This window comes from Paenibacillus pinisoli, from assembly GCF_003605435.1.
GTDB lineage: Bacteria > Bacillota > Bacilli > Paenibacillales > Paenibacillaceae > Pristimantibacillus > Pristimantibacillus pinisoli.
Genome location: NZ_QXQB01000003.1, coordinates 468878 through 491231, shown reverse-complemented (window position 1 = coordinate 491231; position 22354 = coordinate 468878). Strand labels below are relative to the sequence as shown.

The following is a 22354-nucleotide window of genomic DNA, read 5'->3' as shown; positions in this document are numbered from 1 at the left end:
TTTTCAGGATAGCGAGCAGCCTTGTTGAGAAATTGTTCAGAATGGTTTGATAGGATGAAAGCAGTATTGGGACAAATTCATTATTTACATACAAGGACTGGTTACTATTGTTGTTCTTTATTTTTTATTATTAGGCTCATTGATCTATATTGTTTTGCAAAAGAGAACAAACGCCGCGTATCGGCAGGAGCTGGAGAAGCTGGCATACCGGGACAGCATCACCGGCTTGCCCAACCGGCATGCGATGACGCGTTTTTTCGACAGTTATGAGGCGGGAGGCTCTGCGGGTGTATTGTTTATGGACTTGGATCACTTCAAAGCCGTTAACGATACATTAGGCCACCATATCGGCGATCAGCTCGTGAAAGAGGTTGGAGCGCGGCTCCGGGCATTCACGGATGGTGTTCGCCAGCATGCATTCAGAATAGGGGGAGATGAGTTTCTCTTCATCAGGCAATCCGCAGATATAGAGGGCGCGGAGCAGCTTGCAAGAGAAATTCTGCATGACATGAAGCTGCCTTTCCTCATCGAGGGCAATGAACTCTATGTGACATGCAGCATCGGAATTAGCGTAGGCTCTGTGCGCGAGCAGGAGCGTCTTACGCTGCTGAAGGCCGCCGATACGGCCATGTACCGGGCGAAGGCGCTGGGGAAAAATCAATATTGCTTCTACAACGAGCAGATCGGCAATGCGCAAATCCGGCGGATGGAGCTGGAGAAGGAGCTGCGCAGAGCGGTGGAGCAGAAGCAATTTTATTTGGTCTATCAGCCCAAATGGAATGTGCAGACGAACAGCTTGTCCGGCTATGAGGCGTTCATCCGGTGGAATCACGGCAGGCTGGGCGTTGTGCATCCGGATGAATTCATTCCCGTTGCCGAAGAGAACGGGCTGATTATGCCGTTAACGGAATGGACGCTGCAGGCGGCATGCTTCCAGTGCAAGGAATGGATGGATAAAGGGCTGGATCATCCGGTAGCGGTTAATGTATCGCTCAGCCTGTTCCGCAATGACAGCCTGCTGGAGACCATTCGGACGGTGCTGAAGCAGACGGGGCTGCCTCCGGACCGGCTGGAGCTGGAGATTACGGAATCCGTCGTGCTGCATGATGTGAACGATATTATGAAGCAGCTGACCGGAATTCGCGAGCTGGGCATTCGGGTTGCGATGGATGACTTCGGCAGCGGTTATTCTGCCCTCGGCTTGCTGGACCGGATGCCGATCGACTCGCTCAAGCTGGACAGGCTGTTCACCAGCGATCTCGACAAGCCGGTGAAGCAGACGATGGTACAAGCGATTGTGCTTATGGCGGAAAGCTTGAACGTTGAGGTTATAGCCGAAGGCGTGGAAGATCCGCAGCATATGACGCTGCTTCGGGAATTGGGCTGCCATGTGATGCAGGGCTACTATTACGGCAAGCCCATGGAGGCGCCTGCCATGGAAGAATGGCTGAATCATGCGGCAAGCAGGAGTCATAAGGAATTGATGCAGGATGAATGAAGAAACGGGGATGAAGCGGATGATGTATACGCGATTAGCCAATCGGGAGACTGCAATTGCAATCATCGGTCTCGGCCATGCCGGATTGTCTCTGGCGCTGGCTTTCTCGAAGCATGCGCCGGTTATCGGTTTTGACAGCCGTGCAGATCTGATCGAGCGGTATCGCCAGGGGATCGACGCGACTGGCGATAGGAGCTATCCAGCCATTCGGGACAGCCATATAGAGTTTACTTCCGACGAAACTCGGCTGGAGCATGCTGATTTCTATATTATTGCTGTTCCGGCATCAACGGGACGCGGGGTTGCCCCGGGCTTGTCTCTTGTGCTTGAAGCGAGCCAGACGGTCGCCAGACGGATGAAGATTGGAGCAGTCGTCGTCTACGAAACAACGCTCTATCCCGGTATGATCGAAGAAACCTGCATCCCTGTGCTGGAGGAAGTGTCCGGCCTTCTGTCCGGCGAGGACTTCAAGGTGGGGTGCTCGCCGGGAAGCGGCAGAGGCGATGATTCTCCAGAGCTGTCCCGCAGGGCAGCGAAGAGGATTGTGTCCGGCATGGACGATGAAGCGCTGGATATCGTAGCCAGCGTATACAGCATGATTGCAGACAGCGGCGTATTCCGCGCTGGGAGCATGAAGGCGGCTGAATCGGCCCAGGCCATCGGGAAGGCCCGGCGTGACCTCCATCTGGCCTTTATGAACGAGCTGTCCATGCTGTGCAATCGTCTGGGAGTCGATACGAGGGCGGCGATGGAGGCTGCCTGTGTATATGAGGAGGAGCTTCCCGTTCGTCCCGGATTGCCCGGGTCGCAGAGCGAAGAAGCCGGTGCCTGCGATCTGCTGCGTCATGCCGAAGCGGCCGGTTACGCTTTTCCGCTTCTGCGTGCTGGCCGTCATATTAATGACGGCATGGGCAGATATATTGCCCAGCAGTTCATCAAGCAGCTGACGGGACTCCGAATGGACATCCGTTTTGCGAGAGTAGGCATTATCGGATTTGCCGCGCATGAGAATAACCCTGACATCCGCTATACGCAGGTATCTGATATTGTGGATGAGCTGCAGCAATACGGGATTTATCCCATTATTGTCGATCCTCTGGTGGACAGACGGCTGGCCTATGAGCAATATGGTATAGAGCTGTCCGACCTATCGGCTCTGCATCACCTGAATGCCGTGCTTGTGGCAACACCGCACGAGATGATTGCCGATATGGGCGTTGCGGATTTCGACAAGCTGTTCGGGGACAGCCAGAAGAAGCTTCTATGCGACGTGAAAGGGATTTACAATAGAGAGGCATTCGAGCTGGAAGGCTACCGGTATTGGAGTTTGTAAGCTTGGCGCCGTCTGAAAACAGATCTGAAAGTTAGCACAATTTCGTGTGCGGTCATAGATTTTTATTGCCTTCATAGGTTGCATGTAGTAGCATGTAGCCAACTGAATAAGATTTTTATGGTGCTTGGGTAGATGGTTCATTGCTATCCAAGTTAAAAGGGAAGTTCGTGCAAGTCGAACGCGGTCCCGCCACTGTAACGCAGAGCCTATGATCATAATCCACTGTCTCTTTAGGATGGGAAGGAGATCACCCGGCGATGAAGCGAAGCCAGGAGACCTGCCATGAAAATGCTCTATGGAATCCCACGCGGATGGGAAGGGAGGTATTGGCGCCATTTAATGGAGGGCTTCGTTTGTCTTGCTCTATTGAATGATAGTTTTGTTTCGTACAACATCTTTCTTCTAAGTGAAGGAAGGTGTTTTTTTGTTGTGTCCAACTACTAAGAGGAGTGAATTCGTAATGTTTTACAACCGAGCGAAAACTAGATTCGCAGCACTAATTCTCAGCTTGATGATGCTGATCTCTGTCCTCAGCCCTGCTTATGCATGGGCGGCGGACGAGGCAGGCATGCCGCTCCTGCAGCTTGAGGAGATTGCTGAAGCTACCCCAGATGAATCCGGGGCTGGCCAAGATATTGGCATGACAATTCAAGATGAGGAGACGGGAGGACAAGCCTCCGAATCGGATGAATCAGAAGGAACCGTGGAGGAAACAGCAGCCGCTTTGGCCGCAGAGGATGATGCCATAGCATCTTATACGAAAGCTATGGAGAAGGTTGCCGCTTATTATGCAGGTAAGATGCCTAGCTCGCCTTCCGGGGAGTGGGAAGCATTTGTAGCGTTAAAGGCTGCCTCGGAGCGTGTAGATTTGCCTGTGTGGCCGATCTATGAGTGGCGTACGAAGGATCCAGGCTTTAATGCCAATGCTGCTGACAATAGCCATATTTATTATATTTATAGTCTGCTGGGCGTTGGGCAGAATCCAGCCAATGCCTTTGACACGCACCGGAATTTGTTTGCCGAGCTGGCGAGCCAGTTGAATAAGGAGACAGGCAGTTTCGGCAATCTCGGCAAGCAGATTTGGGCGATGGTAGCACTTGAGATTGGGCGCGATCTGGGCGTGGACGTCGGTGCGTGGAGCGAAGAGAGCCGCGGACTTGCGCTGCAGTCGCTGCTTAAGCAACAGAAGGACAACGGCAGCTTTGGCTCCTTCAGCCAGATTGACTATACAGGCTGGGTGCTTATTGTCTTATCCCGATTCGAGGGGGAAATGGTTAGCCAAAGCATTGAGAAAGCCAAGCAATATCTGAAGAGCATGCAGAAGGAAGGTGGCGGCTTTAATGGCGCCAGCCAATGGGAGTCCGAGAATTCGAACAGCATCGCCTGTGCTATACAAGGTCTGGTTGCAGTCGGAGAGGATCTGACTGACCGGACGGGTTATTGGGCTTTTGACGGCAAGACGCCAATGGATGCGCTGCTCAGACATCAGCTCGATAACGGCTCCTTTACCTGGCAGGTTGGTACGACAGGTTCGATAGGCATGGCGACGAAGCAATCCGCCGTTGCGGTATTGGATGTTTTGAATGGCGAGTCTTCCTGGTACAAGCTGGGCGAATTAAGCTTCGAGCCAGAGCCTGATCCTACACCGGAGTCAGCTTTACTCAAGCTTGCGGACTACTATAGCAGCCATCTTCCGGCTCAGCCGAGCGGTGATTGGGAAGCATTCGTAGCCGTAGCGGAGGCGCGCAATCATGCTGCCATTACGCCTTGGCCGAACTATGAATGGCGCACTAAGGATCCGGGCTTTAAGCCAGATGCCGCGGATAACAGCCATATCTACTATATATACGGCTTGCTTGGCGTCGGGCAGAATCCGGCGGAGGCTTTTGATACTAAGCGAAATCTGTTCGCCGAGCTGGCGAGCCAGCAGAACAAAGAGACAGGAAGCTTCTCCAATCTGGGCAAGCAAATATGGGCCATGGTTGCGCTGGAGATTGGGGCTGATCTGGGCGCAGATGTAGGCTCTTGGAATGAAGAGAATCGCAATAAGGCGCTTCAGTCACTGCTGAAGCAACAGAAGGACAACGGCAGCTTCGGCTCCTTCAGCCAGATAGACTACACGGGCTGGGCCCTCATTGTATTATCCCGATTTGAGGGAGCGGCCGTCGAACAAAGCATCGTTAAGGCTAAGCAATATTTGAAGAGCATGCAGAAGGAAGGCGGCGGTTTCGCCGGCACTAGCTCGTGGGATACCGAGAACTCGAACAGCATTGCCTGTGCCATTCAAGGTTTGGTTGCAATCGGAGAGGATATGACTGATCGGGCAGGCTATTGGGCAATTGACGGCAAGACACCGATTGACGCGCTGTTGAAGCATCAGCTTGACAATGGCTCTTTCACTTGGCAGTTGAATCAAATCGGTTCCATTGGAATGGCAACGAAGCAATCGGCTGTCGCAGTCGCAGATGTGGTGAACGGCGAGTCCACTTGGTACAAGCTTGGCAAGCTTCGTTTTGAAACACCGGAGCTTAACATAATTACGTTGCCGGAAGGCGAAGTGCAGCCATCTATTGTCATACCGAATGATGAAGATGGTTATAAGGTCGTCGTTAAGCCTTCAGATGCAGACAAAGAAATTACCATTGTCATCCCTGAAAGAAAGACCTCCAAAGTATGGGCCGCGCTTCCGAACGGCAGGCTGCTGCCTCAGCTCACCATAACGAAGGGCCATATTACTGCATTATTCCCGGCAGGCATGCAGATGTCCGCCGGCGATCCAGCTCAAGCGATTGAGCTTATGACTTTTCTGGATACGGAAGGAACTGCCTTGAAGGAGCAAGTCGGCACGCTCGTTCCATCCGGAAAGAAGCTGTCGGAGGTGGCGGCTCTGTTCACGATGGGTGGAGCTTCCGGAGTGACGTTCGATCAGTATATTACCCTCACCTTTGCCGGAATGAAAGGAATGGATGCCGCTTATATCGCTGATGGAGAGATTCATGCTATCGCCAAGTTCCAGAGCGAGCAGTTGGGCAAACAGAGCGGTAAAGCGGAGTATGCGTTCGACAATGGCAATGATTTGATAGTAAGAACGAATCATTTTACGGATTATGTTGCTTATAGCACCACAGCGGCAACCGTACCTCCAGGAGGCGGAACGCCGCAGCTCAAGCATGCGACGCTGTCAGTTGACAAGCTGACGATTAATAAAGGATTTGTTATCACGCCGTTGAGGGTGGAATTCGAGCAAGGTGAGACAGTATGGAATGTGTTGAAGCGTATCCTCGATAAAAAGGGAATTGCCTACGAATATTCCTGGTATGACCAATACGAGAGCGTGTATGTGGCCTCGATTGCGGGGGACGGCGAGTTCGACCATGGCGATGAAAGCGGCTGGATGTATAGCGTGAACGGCGTATTCCCGAACTTTGGAGCAAGCCGCTATGTTTTGAAGGACGGAGATAACATTCAATGGCGTTATACGACGGATCTAGGCAGAGATGTAGGTGCGGATACGGATTGGGAGACGCCGGAAGACCCGGATAACCCTGATCCGGGCACCGCACCGGAGACGCCTGGGACGACAGAACCGGGCAAGCCGTCCGAGAATAACGGAAGCAGCGAAAAGCCTGATCTAGGCAAGTTATTCAGCGACAGCAAGCTTATCTCGGAATGGGCTTATACATCCATCGCCGAAGCGGTGCAGAACGGCTTTGTTAAGGGCAGTAACGGCAAAATCAATCCAAAGTCTTCTGTGACGAGAGCAGAATTTGCTTCTATTATTTCGCAAGTGCTGAAGCTGACGAAGGCGGCCAAGCCTGCTGCATCCTTTGCTGATGTGAAGCCGGGCGACTGGTATTATGAAGCGGTGCATGCAGCGTATCAAGCAGGCATTGTGACGGGTTATGAGGGACGCTTCCATCCGGATAAGCCGATTAGCCGCGAAGAGATGGCTGTCATGATCGTTCGTGCTCTGAAGCTGGGAGAGTCTAAAGGACAGGCTCAGCCAGCGGATGCGAAAGACATTTCGGAATGGGCGAAACCTGCGGTTCAGGCGGTTACAGCTTCCGGCTTGATGGCTGGAAGCAACGGCAAGTTCAGCCCAAGAGACAAAGTAACAAGAGAAATGGCCATTGTGGTTGCGGTCAGGGCTTACCATTATCAGGAGCAGGAGCAATCCAGCGAAGAATCGCAGGATTCCATTCAGAAGCAGGTAAACAGGTTGATAACGGACACGGCCGTCCATATGCAGAAGACTATTACGAATCCGGTCGTGGCATCGATCGGGGGTGAGTGGACTGTCTTTGGCCTTGCGCGTTCAGGCGTGCAAGTGCCTGATACTTATTACGAGACATATTATGCCAATATGACTAATACACTGAAGGCTAAGGATGGCGTGCTTCATTCTGTGAAGTATACAGAGTACGACAGGGTCATTCTTGCTCTTGGCGCTATCGGGAAAGACGTGACGGATGCGGCGGGCTACAACCTGCTGAAGCCGCTGGCGGATTTCAATGCTGTCACGGTGCAAGGCATTAACGGGCCAATATTTGCTCTTATCGCATTAGATAGTCGCGCTTACGAAATTCCGCAGGTAGCCGGAGTAGAAGTACAGACGACTAGAGACGGACTGATCGAGTTTATATTGGGAAGAGAGATTAAGGGAGGCGGCTGGGCGCTTGGCGAGAAACCTGCGCAAGCGGACCCGGATATTACGGCAATGGCGATTCAGTCGCTGACTCCATATTATACAACAAAGCCGGAAGTGAAGGTGGCAGTAGACCGCGGCATCCAGTGGCTGTCGCGGGCACAGCATGAGGATGGAGGATTCAAGAGCTGGGGCGCAGTCAACTCGGAAAGCACAGCGCAAGTCATCGTAGCCCTGTCCGGTCTGGGCATTGATGCGCATCTAGACCCGAGGTTTGTGAAGAACGGCCGTTCCGCCGTTGATGCGTTGCTTGGCTATGCTGTCCCTGGCGGCGGGTTCTATCATATATTGGAGGGCAATCAAAGCAATGGCGGAGCTGCGCCTGGCACCGTAGATCCGATGGCGACCGATCAGGCTATGTATGCGCTTGTGGCGTACGATCGATTCCTGCTAGAGCACAATCGCCTGTACGATCTGACTGATGTGAAGCCGAAATGAAAAAATGGATGAGCAATAAAAAACTTTTATTTGGCATCTGCATTGGTCTGGCCCTCACTATTGCCTTTTTCCTTGGGCCGCGGCATGAGGTAGTTCCATTGACGCCCGAGCAGGCTGCACATGTTGTTGATGCAGACGAGCCTGCAGCGCCATCCGCGGTTGCGACGGCAGATGGCGATGTGGACGAAGAGGTCGTCCCTGGGGAGGATGAACAGAAGCCGGAGCTTGCCAGCGAGCCTCCCGGCACGGAGAAAGGCGGGGAAGCGGCGGAGGAGGAGCGGCCGTCGGAAGCGCCTCCTGCCTTGGAGCCGCCGGGTCAGCCCGCAACCGGCAATCCGGAAGGCGTGCAGAGTCCTGAAGCGACAGTCAAGCCCTCACTTCAGCCAAGCGCCACGCCGAAGCCGGCTGCTACGACGGCACCTTCAGAGGGAGGCAAGGACCGCTACCTGACGGATCCTGTGCCGACCGGCAAGCCGAAGCCGGTGGAGTGGCAGGATGTCACGATCAATAAGGATAAGGAGATGAGCATTACCTTATCCGTGACGGCGAAGACCATTCTGAACAATATGAAGCTGTTCAACGAGAAGAAGCTGGAGGTGCTGCCAGAGGATGGCGTCATCTATCCCGCTCAAAAGGTGACGTTCTATGAAGGCGAATCGGTATTCGACGTGCTCTTGAGAGAGATGAAGCGCAACAAAATTCATATGGAGTTCGTCATGACGCCGATGTACAACAGCAATTACGTCGAGGGCATTAACAATATTTATGAGTTCGATTGCGGGGAGCTTAGCGGCTGGATGTACAAGGTCAACGACTGGTTCCCCAATTATGGCGCAAGCCGCTATGTGCTGAAGGATGGCGATGTCGTCGATTGGGTCTATACATGCGATTTGGGCCGTGATATCGGCGGAGGCTTTGTCGCGGGAGGCGAGCAATGAGAGACAGCTTCGCCGCACTGCATCCTGCCGTAACCTTTGGCTACTTTGTAAGTATGATTGCATGCAGCATGCTCGTTATGCACCCGGTTGCCCAAGCCATTGCGCTGGCAGGGGCATTCAGCTATTCGGTGCTCGCGAAAGGGGCCAAGGCGCTGAGATTCAATCTCTTCTACTTGCTTCCGATGCTACTTATTATGGCAGTGATGAACCCGGCCTTTAATCATCAGGGCGTGACCATCTTGTTTTACTTGAAAAGCGGGAACCCCGTCACGCTGGAGTCGATCCTGTACGGCGTGGCAGCGGCCGTCATGTTCATTACCGTTATACTGTGGTTTTCTTGCTACAATGCGGTAATGACGTCGGACAAATTCATTTATTTGTTCGGCAGAGTTATTCCCGCGCTTTCACTAGTGCTGTCGATGGTGCTGCGGTTTGTGCCGAGGTATATCGTGCAGATCAAGGCGATATCGTATGCGCAGCGTTCGATTGGGCGGGATATGTCGCAAGGAAGCCTATGGAGAAGGGCGAGGAATGGCATCCATATTTTATCGATAATGACGACATGGGCGCTGGAGAACGGGATGGAGACAGCAGACTCGATGAAGTCGCGGGGCTATGGCTTGCCAGGCAGAACGAGCTTCTCGATCTTCCGCTTTGACCGCAGGGACGGCATCTTGCTTGCCATTATGGCTGTGCTGGCTTTCACTATGGGCGCCGGAATGATGTTGGGAACAGTCAGCATGCGGTTTTTTCCATCCTTGAAGCTGGCCCCGGTTACGGGATGGAGCGGGGCGGTATATGCCGCATACGCGCTTCTGTGCATGCTTCCGGTCATGATTAACTTGCAGGAGGCTTGGAAATGGAAGCGTATCGAATCGAAAATGTAAGCTTCAGCTATCCTCAGACGGAACGGAAGGCGCTTGACGGATTGGACTTTACAATCGGAAGCGGACAGTTTGTTACCTTATGCGGGCAATCCGGGTCCGGCAAGAGTACGCTGTTACGGCAATTCAAGACGATTCTCACTCCTCATGGCAAGCGGGATGGCATCATTTATTTTCAAGGGGAGCCGTTGTCCGTCATTGACCAACGAAGGCAAGCGTCGGAGATCGGTTTTGTGCAGCAGAACCCGGATAATCAGATTGTAACGGATAAAGTGTGGCATGAGCTTGCCTTTGGACTTGAAAGTCTAGGCTGCGACCAGCGGACGATTCGGCTTCGCGTCGCGGAGATGGCCAGCTTCTTCGGGATTCAAGCCTGGTTCCACAAGCGGGTAGCCGAGCTGTCTGGCGGTCAGAAGCAATTGTTGAACCTGGCTGGCGTCATGGCGATGCAGCCATCCGTCCTGGTTCTGGACGAACCGACCTCCCAGCTTGATCCCATCGCTGCTCAGGAGTTTCTGGAGACGCTGCGCAGAATCAATCGGGATTTTGGCACGACTATCATTCTGTCCGAGCATCGGCTGGAGGAGGTGCTGCCGCTGACGGAACGGCTGATTGTAATGGACCAGGGACGGATTATTGCGGATGCGCCGCCAGTACAGGCTGGAGCTGTGCTGGCCGGGCTGAACCATCCGATGTTCACGGCGATGCCTGCCGCTATGCAGATTGCCGCAGCCTTGCAACCCAGTTCACATGAGGCGTATCCGCTTACCATCAATGAGGGGAGAAGCTGGATCGGCAATTGGATGAATGGGAAGACGGTAGGCGAATTACCGCAATCCGCTGATGAAGAAGCAAGTGAAGCCCGAATAGTCGTCGAGCTGAAGGGTATTTGGTTCCGTTACGAAAGGGCGGCTCCTGACACCATCAAGGATTTGTCGCTTACAATAAGGGAAGGCGAATGGTATTGCATCGTCGGGGGCAACGGAACAGGAAAGACAACAGCCTTATCCCTTATCGGCGGAACCTTGATTCCCTATAGAGGCAAGGTGCTTGTGAACGGGAAGGACATTCAGAAACAGGGGCTTAAGGAGCGTTTTCACCGAAATTTGGGCCTATTGCCTCAGAATCCGCAGCATTTGTTCCTGAAAAAGACGGTCGAGCTCGATTTGGCGGAGATGCTGTTTGACTCGGGACTAAGCAAGGAAGAGCAGCAGCGCAAGGTAGAGGAAGTCATTGCATTGACCGAGCTAAAGGATGTTCGGTTTATGCATCCCTATGATTTAAGCGGCGGGGAGCAGCAAAGGGCGGCGCTGGCCAAAATCTTGCTGATGGAGCCTCAAATTATCTTGTTGGATGAGCCGACCAAAGGGCTTGACGCATTCTTTAAGGAGAAGCTGGCAGACATCATGGTTAAATTGACACAGCAAGGCGTAACCATCGTGATGGTATCGCATGATATCGAGTTTTGCGCCAAGCATGCCGATACATGCGCGCTCTTCTTCGACGGCGATGTGGTTACGACGAACCGGACGCGCGATTTCTTTGCAGGCAACAGCTTTTATACGACAGCCGCCAACCGAATGGCGAGGCACTTATGCCGGGAAGCTATTACAATGGAGGATGTAATAAGACTATGCCGATCCAGTCATTGAACAAAGGGAGCAAGAGAAAGCTGCTTGCCGCGTTCCTTATCCTGATCGTCATTCCTTTGACTATACTGGCGGGCGTATTTTACTTGGATGACCGCAAGTATTATTTCATCAGCATGCTAATCATCGTCTACACAATGCTGCCTTTTGCTATGGTATTCGAGCAGCGGGGACCGAGGGCGAGGGAGTTGATTCTGATTGCCGTGCTGGCTGCGCTGGCGGTGGCGGGTCGTTCAGCCTTCTATATGGTGCCGCAGTTCAAGCCGGTTGTTGCGATTGTTATTATTACAGGGGTATGCTTGGGCGCTGAAGCCGGATTTCTGGTTGGAGCGCTGGCGGGCTTTGTATCGAATTTCTTCTTTGGACAAGGGCCATGGACACCGTGGCAAATGTTCTGCTTCGGCATAATCGGATTTATTGCCGGGTTATTGTTCCAGAAGGGGAAGCTGCCGAAGTCGAGGCTGTCGCTGTGCCTGTTCGGCGGACTGGCGACATTCCTTATTTATGGCGGCATTATTAATCTGGGAAGCCTGTTAATGTTCACGTCGGACTTTTCGTGGAAAGCGCTGCTGGCGACCTACATCTCCGGCTTCTGGTTCGATATCATCCACGCTTTGTCTACAATTGTTTTCCTCTTTCTGATTGCCCGGCCGATGATCGAGAAGATTGAGCGGGTTAAGATCAAATACGGCATGATCGAGCCTGGAGACGATAAGAAGCAGAGTTCGTAACGAATAAGTTGCCTGAATAGCAGGGCCAAGTCCATTTGATCTGGGCTTGGCCCTTTTCTATGGTACAATGAAAGGAAATAGGTTCCATTAACGAAAGCAGGATATGGATATGACAGCAATCAGGAGGACGGGCATGAGCGCAGCAACGGATGAAATTGCAAAATGGATGTTCAGCGAGATGAAGAATTCAGGCGTGCTCTATCAGGCTAAGGCCGTTGAGCATATCCGGACGCATTACGGAGAGTCCTATATTTACGTCAATGAAAAGGGTCATGCGTCGATCGACAAGGAGGTTAAGAAGGCCTTCAAGAAGCTGCATGGCGGCAAGGCCGCCTGGGACCGCGACGCTTTCTTCTGGGGCTGGACTTCGGCGATTAAGGAAGACTGACGCCGGCAGGCTGCAGGACTTCTTCGGATACCTCGGACAAGGCGGGAGCGGACGATTGGTTGCCGCTTCTTTTGCTTTTTAGCAGGCTGTGAAGGCTTAGCGCATGAGCTCTCTCCAGATTCATCATGATTCCGAAAGCGCTTGTATAAAGCGTCAAGCTAATGATGTTCATATTGCCGGACAGAATGAAGTTGATATGCATGAACATGCAGATGAGGACGGATGGCAGAATCCAGATGCCAAGGATGAGCAGTACGCCAAGAATGACCTGGACAGCAGGAATGATGTAGTTGAAGGGCAATACTTCGTTCAGGCAGAAGTGCTCGATGAAGACTTTGTAGAACTCTGGAACATTGGGCTTCAGAAGTGCGGCGTGAAAGTAGTCGTTAAGGAACTGCCCCGGGTACTGGTACCAGGATGCTTCTCCTGCTTTTCCCGTCATTTTGGTCAACCCCGCCATCAGCCAGCCTAATCCAAACAGGATTCTCATCAGCGTTACGAGCAGTTGGTACGAGGAAGACCACAGCTTTGTCAAATTCTGTTTTTTGCTTATCACTTGAATTCCCCCTTAATCAAATTTTCGACAGCTGTTGCGGTCAGCATGCGGAATAGTGAAGCGAGTTGCGAGGTTTAGCGAAGGACGTCGTAAGCGCTCTCTATTTACTACTACATTCTACAAAAATAACCAATCGTTGTATTTGGGTCGATTAGTATGTTTTTGACGCTGGAAGTGGGACTTTAGATCGTTTTTATGTAGATTTTGTAAGAAAAAGGGGTCGGATCGACTCGAAATTGAAACATTATATGAGAAAGCAGTGAAGTCATGGCAGGACTAGCTTTTGCGTTAGTGCTCGGCTCCGGGTTTGTCCATTCCATATGGAACTTATATACGAAAAAAAGCATGAACAAGATTGTGTTTCTATGGATTTGCCAAATCATTGCGGTTATTGTGCTGATGCCTTGGACGATTGCAGAATGGGATGCGTTTCATTTTACTGGAACAGCTTTGCTTATTATGCTGGTTTCCGTAGTTCTTCACGGGATGTATGTGCTATTGCTCGCTGCGGCCTATACGGTGGGGGATCTGTCGCAGGTCTATCCGATTATGAGGGGGACCAGCCCGCTGCTTGTGCCGTTTCTGGCGGTCCTATTTCTGGATGAATCGCTTAGTCCGATGGGCTGGGCCGGGGTGGCCGCCATTGTGGCAGGCATATTGTTCTTAAGCGAGATCAAGCTGAAGCGGAGCTCGTCCACGAAGGCTCCGCTGCTGGCATTCGCCGTGGGACTTTGCATTGCCGGTTATATCGTGGTGGATAAGATGGCGCTGGACTATTTTCCCGCCGTTATCGTTCTCCAGGCAACTAATGTCGGGAATGTGCTTGTGCTGACCTGGGCTGCGCTGCGTTCACGGGCGATCGGTCAGGAGCTGCGTGTGAATTGGAAGACGATGCTGCTTGGAGGCGTGCTGGCCCCTGGCGGATATCTGTTGTTTATGTTCGCCGTATCGCTTGCGCCGGTAGCTCAGCTGGCTCCTATGCGCGAGATCGGGACGGTCTTCGGAACGCTTCTGGGCATATTTATTTTAAAGGAGCAGCAAGGGCCGAGACGGATTATGACCTCGATATTAATCACGGCGGGAATTATCGTCCTCGGACTTTGGGGGTAGAAGCTGGATTTGCTGCAATATTTCCGGGCAAAAAGGGTATAAGGGTAAGAAGTAGGATTTTCACTGCAAGCTGGATTGGAGGTGGCATGCCCAATGATTCAAAATTTGAGCGGTACGGAGCTGGACTTGCTTGTCCAGAATGCTATTAAGGAAGGCGACCGTACGAAGGTTCAAGAGGTTGCGGAGGAGCTGCAGCCATACGACATGGCGGTTGTATACGACCGCTTGCCGGAGAAGTACCGCGCGGGCTTCGTCATTTATATGACGATCGAGCAGCTCACGTCGATGGTTGGCGAGATGGAGCAAGGACAGCAGGTTGAGGTATTTGCGCTTCTGGGCGTGGAGCGGACGGCGGAGCTGATGGACCGGATGGACAATGATGATCTGGCTGTCCTGCTTGGAGGCGTGTCCGAGGAACGGAAGAAGTCATTCCTGGATTACATGAAGAAGGAAGAGGCGCTCGCGGTACAGCACTTGATGGCGTATGCGCCGGAGACGGCCGGCCGGATCATGACGAACCGGTACGTCTGGATACCGAGCCATTACAATGTGCGCGATACGGTCGATAAGCTGAAGGATTTTGCTGAGATTGCAGAATCTATTAACTATTTGTACGTTGTGGATGAGAAGAAAAAGCTGATCGGCGTCGTGTCGTACCGTGATTTGATCCTGGCTGATATTGGCGATCAGATTACGGATATTATGTATGAACGCGTGATTTCGGTTCCGGCCGACATGGACCAAGAGGAAGTGGCGCGGCAGATCGAGCGCTACAACTTCCTGGCCATTCCCGTTGTGGAAGAGGACGGCGTGCTTGTCGGTATCGTAACCGTCGACGATATTATCGACGTTGTCATCCGGGAAGCGTCGGAGGATATTGCGAAGCTGTCCGCATCGGGCAAGTCGATCGACTTCGATACGAAAGCCCATGTGGCGGCATACCGAAGGTTGCCTTGGCTGATCCTCCTCCTGCTGATTGGCATTATATCCGGCACGATTATTAGCCGATTCGAAGAGACGCTGGATAAGGTTGTGGCGCTGGCGTTCTTCATGCCGATGATAGCGGGGATGACGGGGAATACAGGAACGCAGTCGCTGGCCGTTGTCGTCCGCGGCTTGACGACGAAGGAAGTGACCAGCGGCGTCGTCCGCAGGCTGGTATGGCGCGAGCTGATGGTCGGGCTGATGATCGGCGGCATTTGCGGCGTGCTGATCTCCGTGATTGCTTACATCTGGCAAGGCAGTCCCATTCTGGGGCTTGTCGTGGGCGGATCGCTAGTTATGACGCTTATTATAGGCACGCTGGCGGGCACAGTCATTCCGCTGCTGCTGTATAAGCTGAAGGTTGACCCTGCTGTAGCGTCCGGTCCGCTTATTACGACGCTGAATGATATTTTGTCGCTGCTGATCTACTTCGGGATTGCGACGGCATTTTTGGAGTACTTGATCTAATGGTTTCATAAGGGTTATGAATATGAAAAACGAAGAGACTCCGGGCCGCGATACTGCGGCTGGGAGTCTCTTATTAATTGGGCAGTTACATTCTTTGACGCGCGGTAAGGAGAATAGCTTTGTTGTGCGTCTCGATCTCCTCCATGAGTGCAGCCGCCTGTTCGGTATAACGGGTTCTCGCATCCGACTCCGGCATGGAGCGCAGGTTAATCTCCACGGTGAGCAAAGCGGAGCGTGCTGCCGCCTCGAACAAGATCGCGCCGATGCCAAGGTCGGAGATGACATGCTTGTTGGCCGAATCGGCTATAGCGGCAGTGCCGGTTATGCCATCCAAGCATAGCTTCATCAGCCGAAGCGGAACCTCGATGGCGCGGATCGTGGCGGAGGCGAGGGCATGCTTGCGTGATGACGTCTCTTCTTCTGATGATTTCGGCAGCTTTAACGCTGCCATGTAGGCATTGAATGATTCAATGTCTGCATGGAGCAGCTCTTCCGAAGCTGCCGTCAGCTGCTGCATCTCCGTCAGCGTTTGCCGTATTTGCTCCTCATAAGGGGCGAATCTCTCGCCTTGGGACAAGCTGCCGGCCATCGCCGTCATAGAAGCGCCAAGCGCGGCGACCAGTGCCGCAACGCTGCCTCCGCCGGGAGTCGGTTCGGAGCTTCCTGCTTGTTGGAGAAAGAGCCGTACGGAATGATCCCATGATACATTGCTCATGGACACGCCTCCTCTTGCTGCATGCGGATGGCTTTCATCAGGTTTTGAAACAGAATGGCTGTAGTCAGCGTGCCGACTCCGCCAGGCACCGGGGATACAGCCGCGACATGGGTTGCTAGATCAGCGGCGCCATCGCCGGTTATACGGCCATCCTCTGATTCATTGATCCCGGCATCCACTACGATCAACCTCTCATGAACCATGTCAGACGTAATTCGGTTCGGCCTGCCAACGGCCAGGAAAGCAATGTCTGCATGGCTCAGGTGTGAAGCAATGTCCGGCGTACGGGAGTGGCATACGGTGACGGTGGCTTGCTCGCGCTGAAGCAAGTGGAACAGCGGGAGGCCGACCGTTTGTCCTCTTCCGACCAGCGTGACGTTTTTGCCTTCCAAAGCGAAGCCGTAATGCTTGAGCAGATAGATGCAGGCTTGGGGCGTGGCAGGATATAGGCCCGGCTCTCCTGTCAGAGTCGCCAATTTGCTATGCGGCGTGACGCCATCGATGTCCTTGCCCGGATGGATTTCCCGTTCGACCCTTCTGGCGGAGATATGCTGCGGCAGAGGCAGCTCCAGCATGATGCCATGCACGGCTACGTCCTCGTTCAGCTCACGGATGAGCGCAATGATCCGGTCTTCCTCTACATCTGCCTGGAATGCATGCAGGCGGAAGGAGATGCCAAGCCGCTCGGCAATTTTGCGCTTTGCTTCTGCATAGTAAGCGGAAGCGGGATCGCCCTCTACGATGATCGTGGCAAGATGAGGTTGAATGCCGTGTCTTCCAAGCTCATTCACTTCCGCAATGATCTCTGAGCAGACTTGATCTGCTGCTTCCTTTGCTTTCATCAGTAATGCCATTCTTGCATCCTCCTTAGCGGACATGATCGAATAAAACGAAAAAAAGCATCCGCGAAGGCTCAAGACGAGCCGCTGCAGATACTTCTCCCAGGCGAACGGATGATTGCCGATCGTATGCTTCCTCGTGGTTCATTCCACTCTCTTCGCCAGTCGCATACGACGTTAAATTATACCCATTATCTCTGATTACCGGTTTCGAGGTCAAGATTCAGCTTCGCCTGGAGCAGGCTATTGCCCTTATTTTTCCTTTACGGAAGCAAGGAGCGGCGATCACGAAAAAAGTTTATTACATTTTGTTCCATACAAACGATCTCTATACGATAAATAAAGCACTTACATTCATGAAAAGTGTAAAAAATCGACGAGATATGCCCCCCGTCAGCGGGCTGCAAGGCGATTACTATCAAAAGCTCTAGGTTGACACAGTTATTAAAGTGCATTACTATTTTGCCATTACATTAAGACTATACGGTTACTATGAATTTATTTTGTCAAATAAACTCGTCATTCATCGAAATTTAACGGAAAACATAGAAATTTGTTTTATAAAAAGTTGAACTAAAGGCTCATAAGGAGCGTTCTATTGATATCGCCAAATCTCTATGGCTTGCCGCTCGGTGCAATGAAAGGAGATTATCATGACTACCAGAATCCAACTGATGAACGGACAGAATGAAATCTATAATGAAGCGGGCCTGCAGTTAATTGGCAGCAGCGGACCTAATCAAAGCGGACTGTCGCCCAAAGAACTGCTGGAATCGGCGCTGGGGCTCTGCGTTTCGTTTTCGCTTCAGCAGAAGCTGGAGACGGACGGTATCGATTTCGAGCGCCTTCCGCTTAGCGTAGAAGTGACAGCGAAGAAGACAGACAGCAGGATTAACGCTTTTACGAATTTTACGGTGCTGGTGAAGCTTCCTTCTACCATCGAGCAGGACTATAAGGAAGTGCTGATCGCTGTAGCCGAGCAGGCATGTGCCATAAGCAATTCACTGAATAGCGAAGTTATGATAGAGACGGTCGAATACCATCTCTCCTAATAGCTGTCGGAGTGCGCTAACACTATAGACGGACTGGAAGGGAGTTCCGCAATGATGAGTCATCAGCAAGCGCTGAAGCAATACATAGAAGCTACGAATACCCACCATTTTGAAAATGTAAAAAAACTGCTGCATCCCGAAGCTGTCTACTGGTTCTCGGATCGAACATGCAGAACAATAGATGATATTCAGGCTTATTTCGAGACGGCCTGGGACATCATTGAAGAAGAGGTCTACTCCGCGAACGACGTAAGCTGGATTAGCGTTGATGAGCGTTCTGCCACTTGTCTTTATACGTACCGGTTCGAAGGCTTTCACGAAGGGAAGCCGGTATCGGGAAGCGGAAGGGCCACTAATGTATTCGTAAAGTCGGAGCATGACGGATGGCAGCTCATACACGAGCATCTAAGCGGCGATGTGTAAGCTGTAGCGGCTGGGCCCTTGCGTATGAGGAACATATTCGTTATAATCAGCTTTAATTTATTCATGAAGGGGTTTTAAGCTATGCGTATTTCCAAGCTGAATCAACTTCATCATCACAAGCAGCGTTAGCACGCCTGAATGAACAGGGCGGGCTAGCGCATTTCGCGCCTAGCCTCCCTGCGGCATATGGAGCGCGCAGGACCAAGAGGTCCTGCGCGTTTTTTATTTTCCACCAACCTATCAAAGGAGATGGCCATGATGCAAAACGTAAAGGGCACCTATGATTTCATCGGACCGGAGCAGGCGCTTAGGAAAAAAGTGCAGGATGTGCTTACGGAGCTGTTCGAGCTATACGATTTCAAAGGGATGGAGACGGCGATGCTCAGGTGAGCTGGACCTGCTTGCATCCAAATACGCAGGCGGGGATGAGATCCTGAAGGAAATGTACCGCTTGACTGATCAAGGCAGCCGCAGCCTGGGCTTGAGGTACGATCTAACGATTCCGTTCGCCAAAACCATTGCGAATAATCCCGGTCTGGAGATGCCGTACAAACGGTATGAGCTTGGAAAAGTATTCCGCGACGGACCAGTCAAGCGGGGGCGCCTCCGTGAATTTCTGCAATGCGATGTCGATATGGTCGGCATAGCCGGGCCTGAAGCCGAAGCTGAGCTGATGCAGCTCGCAGTTGATGCTTTTGGACATCTTAATATTCCAGTAACGCTGCGCTGGAATAACCGCCGCTTCCTGGGAGAAGTGCTTGTGGCGATGGGAGTGCCGGATGATGTATTGCTCTCTGTGATGCTCACGCTTGATAAGCTGGCCAAAATCGGGCTGGCTGGCATGACGGAGGAACTGAGGCAGAAGGGGATCGCCGATAACGTCCAGGATGCGATTCTGGCATTCGCTTCGGAAGAGAAGCAGGACCTGCAAGCTATCGCGATTCGATAAGGCATCTCGGATTCGCAAGGGACGAGGGAAGCTGCGGCGCTGGAGAGACTGATTCTCGAGGTTGGCCTGGAGCAGACCTGCATCTTCGATCCGTTCCTCTCCCGCGGGTTGTCCTTCTATACCGGGACGGTCTACGAAATCTTTGACGCAAGCGGCGTGTTCACCTCAAGCCTGGGCGCCGGCGGGCGATACGACGCCATTATCGGGAAGCTGATCGGCAGGGAGGATGTATCATATAAGGCGGCGGGTCTTTCGTTTGGAATGGAGTCTATTATGGAGATGCTGCGGGAGAGGGAATTGTCGCTGCCTGTTGCGCAAGCGGCAGTCGTGCCGATCGGTGAAGAAGGCAAGTCCGGAGCGTTGAAGGCGGCCGCAGCGCTTCGCCGTGCCGGCATCCGAACATCCTTGGAGACGGGCAGCCGCAGGCTGAAGAAGACGCTGGCTGCAGCGTCTGCCAAAGGTATTCGATATGTTGTGCTGGTTGGGAGCGATGAAGCGGCCAGCGGGGTAGTGAGGCTGAAGGATATGCGAGAATCGAAAGAATCTCTTCTCTCCATGCAAGAGGCGGCTGCAATGATTCAGGATCAGCCATACTGACTCATGATGCGCACGTTCTAGCGGGCTATCGTGGACCTGCGATTCCTGTGATATGATCGAGGAAAGAAATGATGGAAAGAAGGGGCTTAACGATGGTACCTATAAAATTGCCAAGGGAACAGAAGCTTCAACTGGTCTCCAATCTCCAGCAATATGCTTATGATGAGCTGTCGGTGGACATGGGCCAGCTAGCCGGAGAGAACATGCTTGATTTTATGATGAAGGAGCTGGCTCCCTATATTTATAATCAAGCAATGGCAGACGCGAGGCGTGTCATTGAGCAGCGAATGGCTTCGATCGAAGAGGAGCTGTATGCGCTGGAAAGGCCGGTTCCGCCTGTCAAATAACAAGCAGCGGGCAAGGCGTTTCGCCAGATTGCTGACATTGGGAGATACATGATTTCGAGAAGTACGCAGAAGGGGGAGAAGAAGATGACGCCTGAGGAAAGAAAGCAGTATTGGCTTTCGGAGGAAGAGCACGTATTTCAAGGATGGGACTTCTCCTACATCGCGGATCGCGTGTGGGAACAGGAGCTTCCCTGGAATTATAAAGAAGCGGTGCAAGCCGGCATGGCCGATCAGAAGGTTATGCTGGATATGGGGACCGGAGGAGGCGAGTTCCTCTTATCGCTGTCTCCGCCTGCAGGCCGAACCTATGCGACTGAGGCGTATCCGCCGAATGTGGCTTTATGCCAGCAGAAGCTGCCGCCATACGGCATCGATATTAGACAAGTATATGACGACGATGATCCGCTGCCGTTCGAAGACGAAATGTTTGATCTTATTATTAACCGTCATGAGATGTACAATCCGGAGGAGGTTTACCGGGTATTGAAGCCGGGCGGCTTGTTCATTACGCAGCAAGTCGGCGGGCAGAACAATCGTGAGCTGTCTCGTTTTTTGCTTGGTGAAGGCGCGATGGCCGTGGATCCGCAGTTCAATCTGGAGAACAGTGCAAGAGATCTGGCAGCAGCGGGTTTCGACATCCGTGAGCGCGCGGAGTTTTTCCCGGAGCAGCGGTTCTACGATGTAGGAGCTTTTGTATATTTGGCGAAAATTGTGGAGTGGGAGTTTGCCGGGTTTTCCGTCGAAAAATGTTATAATGAACTAAGTCTGCTTCAGGAGAAGATAGAGGAAGATGGATACTTCATGAGCAGGGAACACCGATTTTTTATAGCAGCCGGCAAGTAGGCGGAAGCAGCGCGGGAGTACGGCATTATTGCGTGACCGGATACAGCTGTCAGCTCCGCTCCTTGCGGTCGAATTATTCACGCCCGGAAGTCTTGCCGCTTTTTTGGCGTACAGATTGCAGGAGGATTTATACCATGTCTTATGATGTCATTTTCTTTGATGCCGACGATACGCTGTATGATTACGCGCAATCGGAAGCACATGCGCTGGCTGAATCGTTCAGAGAGGCAAAGCTGGAAATGTCCGAGCAGCTGACTGGCAGCTACAGGGCGATCAACCAGCAGCTTTGGCGGGAATATGAGCAGGGCGCTATCGATTTGGCTTTGCTGCGCAGCGAGCGCTTCGCAAGACTGATCGCTGAGAACAGCTTGACGATCGGCTGGACAGCCGAGGAGTTCAGCCTGGCGTACCTTCGTTATTTGGGAGAAGGCTCTTTCCTGATTGACGGCGCCGTCCAGATTTGCCGGGAGTTGCTTGCCGGAGGACACCGGCTGGCGGTTATTACGAACGGCATAAAGGAAGTTCAGCTCAGCCGCATCGGGCGGTCGGAGCTTGCCGATGCCTTCGAGCATATTATTGTATCAGAGGATGCCGGTATTCAGAAGCCGAACCCGGCTATCTTCGACTTTGCTTTTGCGAAGCTGAATTTGACGGGCAGCCGCAATGCGCTTATTGTCGGCGACTCTCTAACCTCGGATATGCAGGGCGGCATTAACGCAGGCATTGATACATGCTGGTACAATCCGCTCGGGAAACCGAATACGACTTCGGTCAAGCCGAAATATGAAATCCGCCACTTGAGCGAGCTTAGATCGATTGTCGGTCTGGGCTAAGCAAGGGCCGTCAGTCCAGGCTCGCTCTGGACTAATGTCCAGTTTCCATCGAAGCCTTTTACAGGCATGATTAA

20 protein-coding genes, 1 pseudogene and 2 riboswitches are annotated in these 22354 nt (G+C 52.5%); of the genes and pseudogenes, 18 read left to right on the top strand and 3 right to left on the bottom strand.

Annotation, left to right across the window (positions count from 1 at the left end; translation table 11 throughout):
* Positions 1-154: 154 nt before the first annotated feature.
* From D3P09_RS15620 to D3P09_RS15590, 8 genes are all read left to right on the top strand, one after another.
* Positions 155-1498, top strand: coding sequence for a putative bifunctional diguanylate cyclase/phosphodiesterase (locus D3P09_RS15620; RefSeq protein WP_243644217.1), 1344 nt, complete (start codon positions 155-157; stop codon positions 1496-1498).
* Positions 1491-2831 carry a nucleotide sugar dehydrogenase gene (locus D3P09_RS15615; RefSeq protein ID WP_120111789.1) on the top strand — a complete coding sequence of 447 codons (1341 nt, stop codon included), beginning with the start codon at positions 1491-1493 and terminating at the stop codon, positions 2829-2831. Before D3P09_RS15620 ends, D3P09_RS15615 begins: the two co-directional genes overlap by 8 nt.
* Before the next feature lie 101 nt (positions 2832-2932).
* A riboswitch (cobalamin riboswitch) is annotated at positions 2933-3130 on the top strand.
* 161 nt (positions 3131-3291) lie between these two features.
* Complete coding sequence (locus D3P09_RS15610) at positions 3292-7974, top strand: S-layer homology domain-containing protein (protein WP_120111786.1); 4683 nt, start codon at positions 3292-3294, stop codon at positions 7972-7974.
* A gap of 98 nt (positions 7975-8072) precedes the next feature.
* On the top strand, positions 8073-8912 hold the full coding sequence (locus D3P09_RS15605; protein ID WP_243644215.1) for a DUF4430 domain-containing protein: 840 nt from the start codon (positions 8073-8075) through the stop codon (positions 8910-8912).
* A complete protein-coding gene (locus tag D3P09_RS15600; RefSeq protein WP_120111784.1) occupies positions 8909-9799 on the top strand; it encodes an energy-coupling factor transporter transmembrane component T in 891 nt (296 codons plus the stop codon). The genes D3P09_RS15605 and D3P09_RS15600 overlap by 4 nt, the downstream gene beginning before the upstream one ends.
* Complete coding sequence (locus tag D3P09_RS15595) at positions 9772-11448, top strand: ABC transporter ATP-binding protein (RefSeq protein ID WP_165867457.1); 1677 nt, start codon at positions 9772-9774, stop codon at positions 11446-11448. Before D3P09_RS15600 ends, D3P09_RS15595 begins: the two co-directional genes overlap by 28 nt.
* On the top strand, positions 11430-12176 hold the full coding sequence (locus D3P09_RS27715; RefSeq protein WP_165867456.1) for an ECF transporter S component: 747 nt from the start codon (positions 11430-11432) through the stop codon (positions 12174-12176). The genes D3P09_RS15595 and D3P09_RS27715 overlap by 19 nt, the downstream gene beginning before the upstream one ends.
* A gap of 133 nt (positions 12177-12309) precedes the next feature.
* Positions 12310-12564: a DUF6953 family protein gene (locus tag D3P09_RS15590; protein WP_120111782.1), complete on the top strand. Its 255-nt coding sequence runs from the start codon at positions 12310-12312 to the stop codon at positions 12562-12564.
* On the opposite strand, the gene D3P09_RS15585 is transcribed toward D3P09_RS15590, so the two are convergent.
* On the bottom strand, positions 12551-13120 hold the full coding sequence (locus tag D3P09_RS15585; RefSeq protein ID WP_243644213.1) for a DoxX family membrane protein: 570 nt from the start codon (positions 13118-13120) through the stop codon (positions 12551-12553). The two genes, D3P09_RS15590 and D3P09_RS15585, sit on opposite strands and share 14 nt — an antisense overlap.
* A gap of 267 nt (positions 13121-13387) precedes the next feature.
* On the opposite strand from D3P09_RS15585, the gene D3P09_RS15580 reads away from it, so the two are divergent.
* Both D3P09_RS15580 and mgtE read left to right on the top strand, forming a co-directional pair.
* Positions 13388-14230 (top strand): DMT family transporter, encoded by an 843-nt coding sequence (locus D3P09_RS15580; RefSeq protein WP_120111780.1) that lies wholly within the window; start codon positions 13388-13390, stop codon positions 14228-14230.
* Positions 14231-14323: 93 nt separating this feature from the next.
* The gene (mgtE, locus tag D3P09_RS15575; protein WP_120111778.1) at positions 14324-15682 is read left to right on the top strand and encodes a magnesium transporter; all 1359 of its coding nucleotides are present in this window, start codon (positions 14324-14326) and stop codon (positions 15680-15682) included.
* 85 nt (positions 15683-15767) lie between these two features.
* On the opposite strand, the gene D3P09_RS15570 is transcribed toward mgtE, so the two are convergent.
* Both D3P09_RS15570 and D3P09_RS15565 read right to left on the bottom strand, forming a co-directional pair.
* Entirely contained in the window at positions 15768-16397 is a 630-nt protein-coding gene (locus tag D3P09_RS15570) for a cyclodeaminase/cyclohydrolase family protein (RefSeq protein ID WP_120111775.1), read from the bottom strand.
* A complete protein-coding gene (locus D3P09_RS15565) occupies positions 16394-17251 on the bottom strand; it encodes a bifunctional 5,10-methylenetetrahydrofolate dehydrogenase/5,10-methenyltetrahydrofolate cyclohydrolase (protein WP_120111773.1) in 858 nt (285 codons plus the stop codon). Before D3P09_RS15565 ends, D3P09_RS15570 begins: the two co-directional genes overlap by 4 nt.
* A 78-nt stretch (positions 17252-17329) precedes the next feature.
* Positions 17330-17415, bottom strand: a riboswitch (ZMP/ZTP riboswitch).
* A 474-nt stretch (positions 17416-17889) separates the two neighbouring features.
* Between D3P09_RS15565 and D3P09_RS15560 the strand changes: the two genes are divergently transcribed.
* From D3P09_RS15560 to D3P09_RS15535, 8 genes and pseudogenes are all read left to right on the top strand, one after another.
* A complete protein-coding gene (locus tag D3P09_RS15560; protein WP_120111770.1) occupies positions 17890-18288 on the top strand; it encodes an OsmC family protein in 399 nt (132 codons plus the stop codon).
* Positions 18289-18342: 54 nt separating this feature from the next.
* A complete protein-coding gene (locus D3P09_RS15555) occupies positions 18343-18711 on the top strand; it encodes a YybH family protein (RefSeq protein WP_120112506.1) in 369 nt (122 codons plus the stop codon).
* Positions 18712-18966: 255 nt separating this feature from the next.
* Entirely contained in the window at positions 18967-19101 is a 135-nt protein-coding gene (locus tag D3P09_RS28330; protein ID WP_279387131.1) for a hypothetical protein, read from the top strand.
* Positions 19037-19870, top strand: a pseudogene (locus tag D3P09_RS28145) (ATP phosphoribosyltransferase regulatory subunit); the annotation flags it as partial. The gene D3P09_RS28330 and the pseudogene D3P09_RS28145, both read left to right, overlap by 65 nt.
* Positions 19871-19921: 51 nt before the next feature.
* Entirely contained in the window at positions 19922-20257 is a 336-nt protein-coding gene (locus D3P09_RS28140) for a His/Gly/Thr/Pro-type tRNA ligase C-terminal domain-containing protein (protein WP_341538295.1), read from the top strand.
* A 92-nt stretch (positions 20258-20349) separates the two neighbouring features.
* Positions 20350-20604: a DUF2164 domain-containing protein gene (locus D3P09_RS15545; RefSeq protein ID WP_120111767.1), complete on the top strand. Its 255-nt coding sequence runs from the start codon at positions 20350-20352 to the stop codon at positions 20602-20604.
* A gap of 48 nt (positions 20605-20652) precedes the next feature.
* Positions 20653-21447, top strand: coding sequence for a class I SAM-dependent methyltransferase (locus tag D3P09_RS15540; RefSeq protein WP_243644211.1), 795 nt, complete (start codon positions 20653-20655; stop codon positions 21445-21447).
* A 134-nt stretch (positions 21448-21581) separates the two neighbouring features.
* On the top strand, positions 21582-22280 hold the full coding sequence (locus D3P09_RS15535) for a YjjG family noncanonical pyrimidine nucleotidase (protein ID WP_120111761.1): 699 nt from the start codon (positions 21582-21584) through the stop codon (positions 22278-22280).
* The last annotated feature ends 74 nt before the right edge of the window (positions 22281-22354 follow it).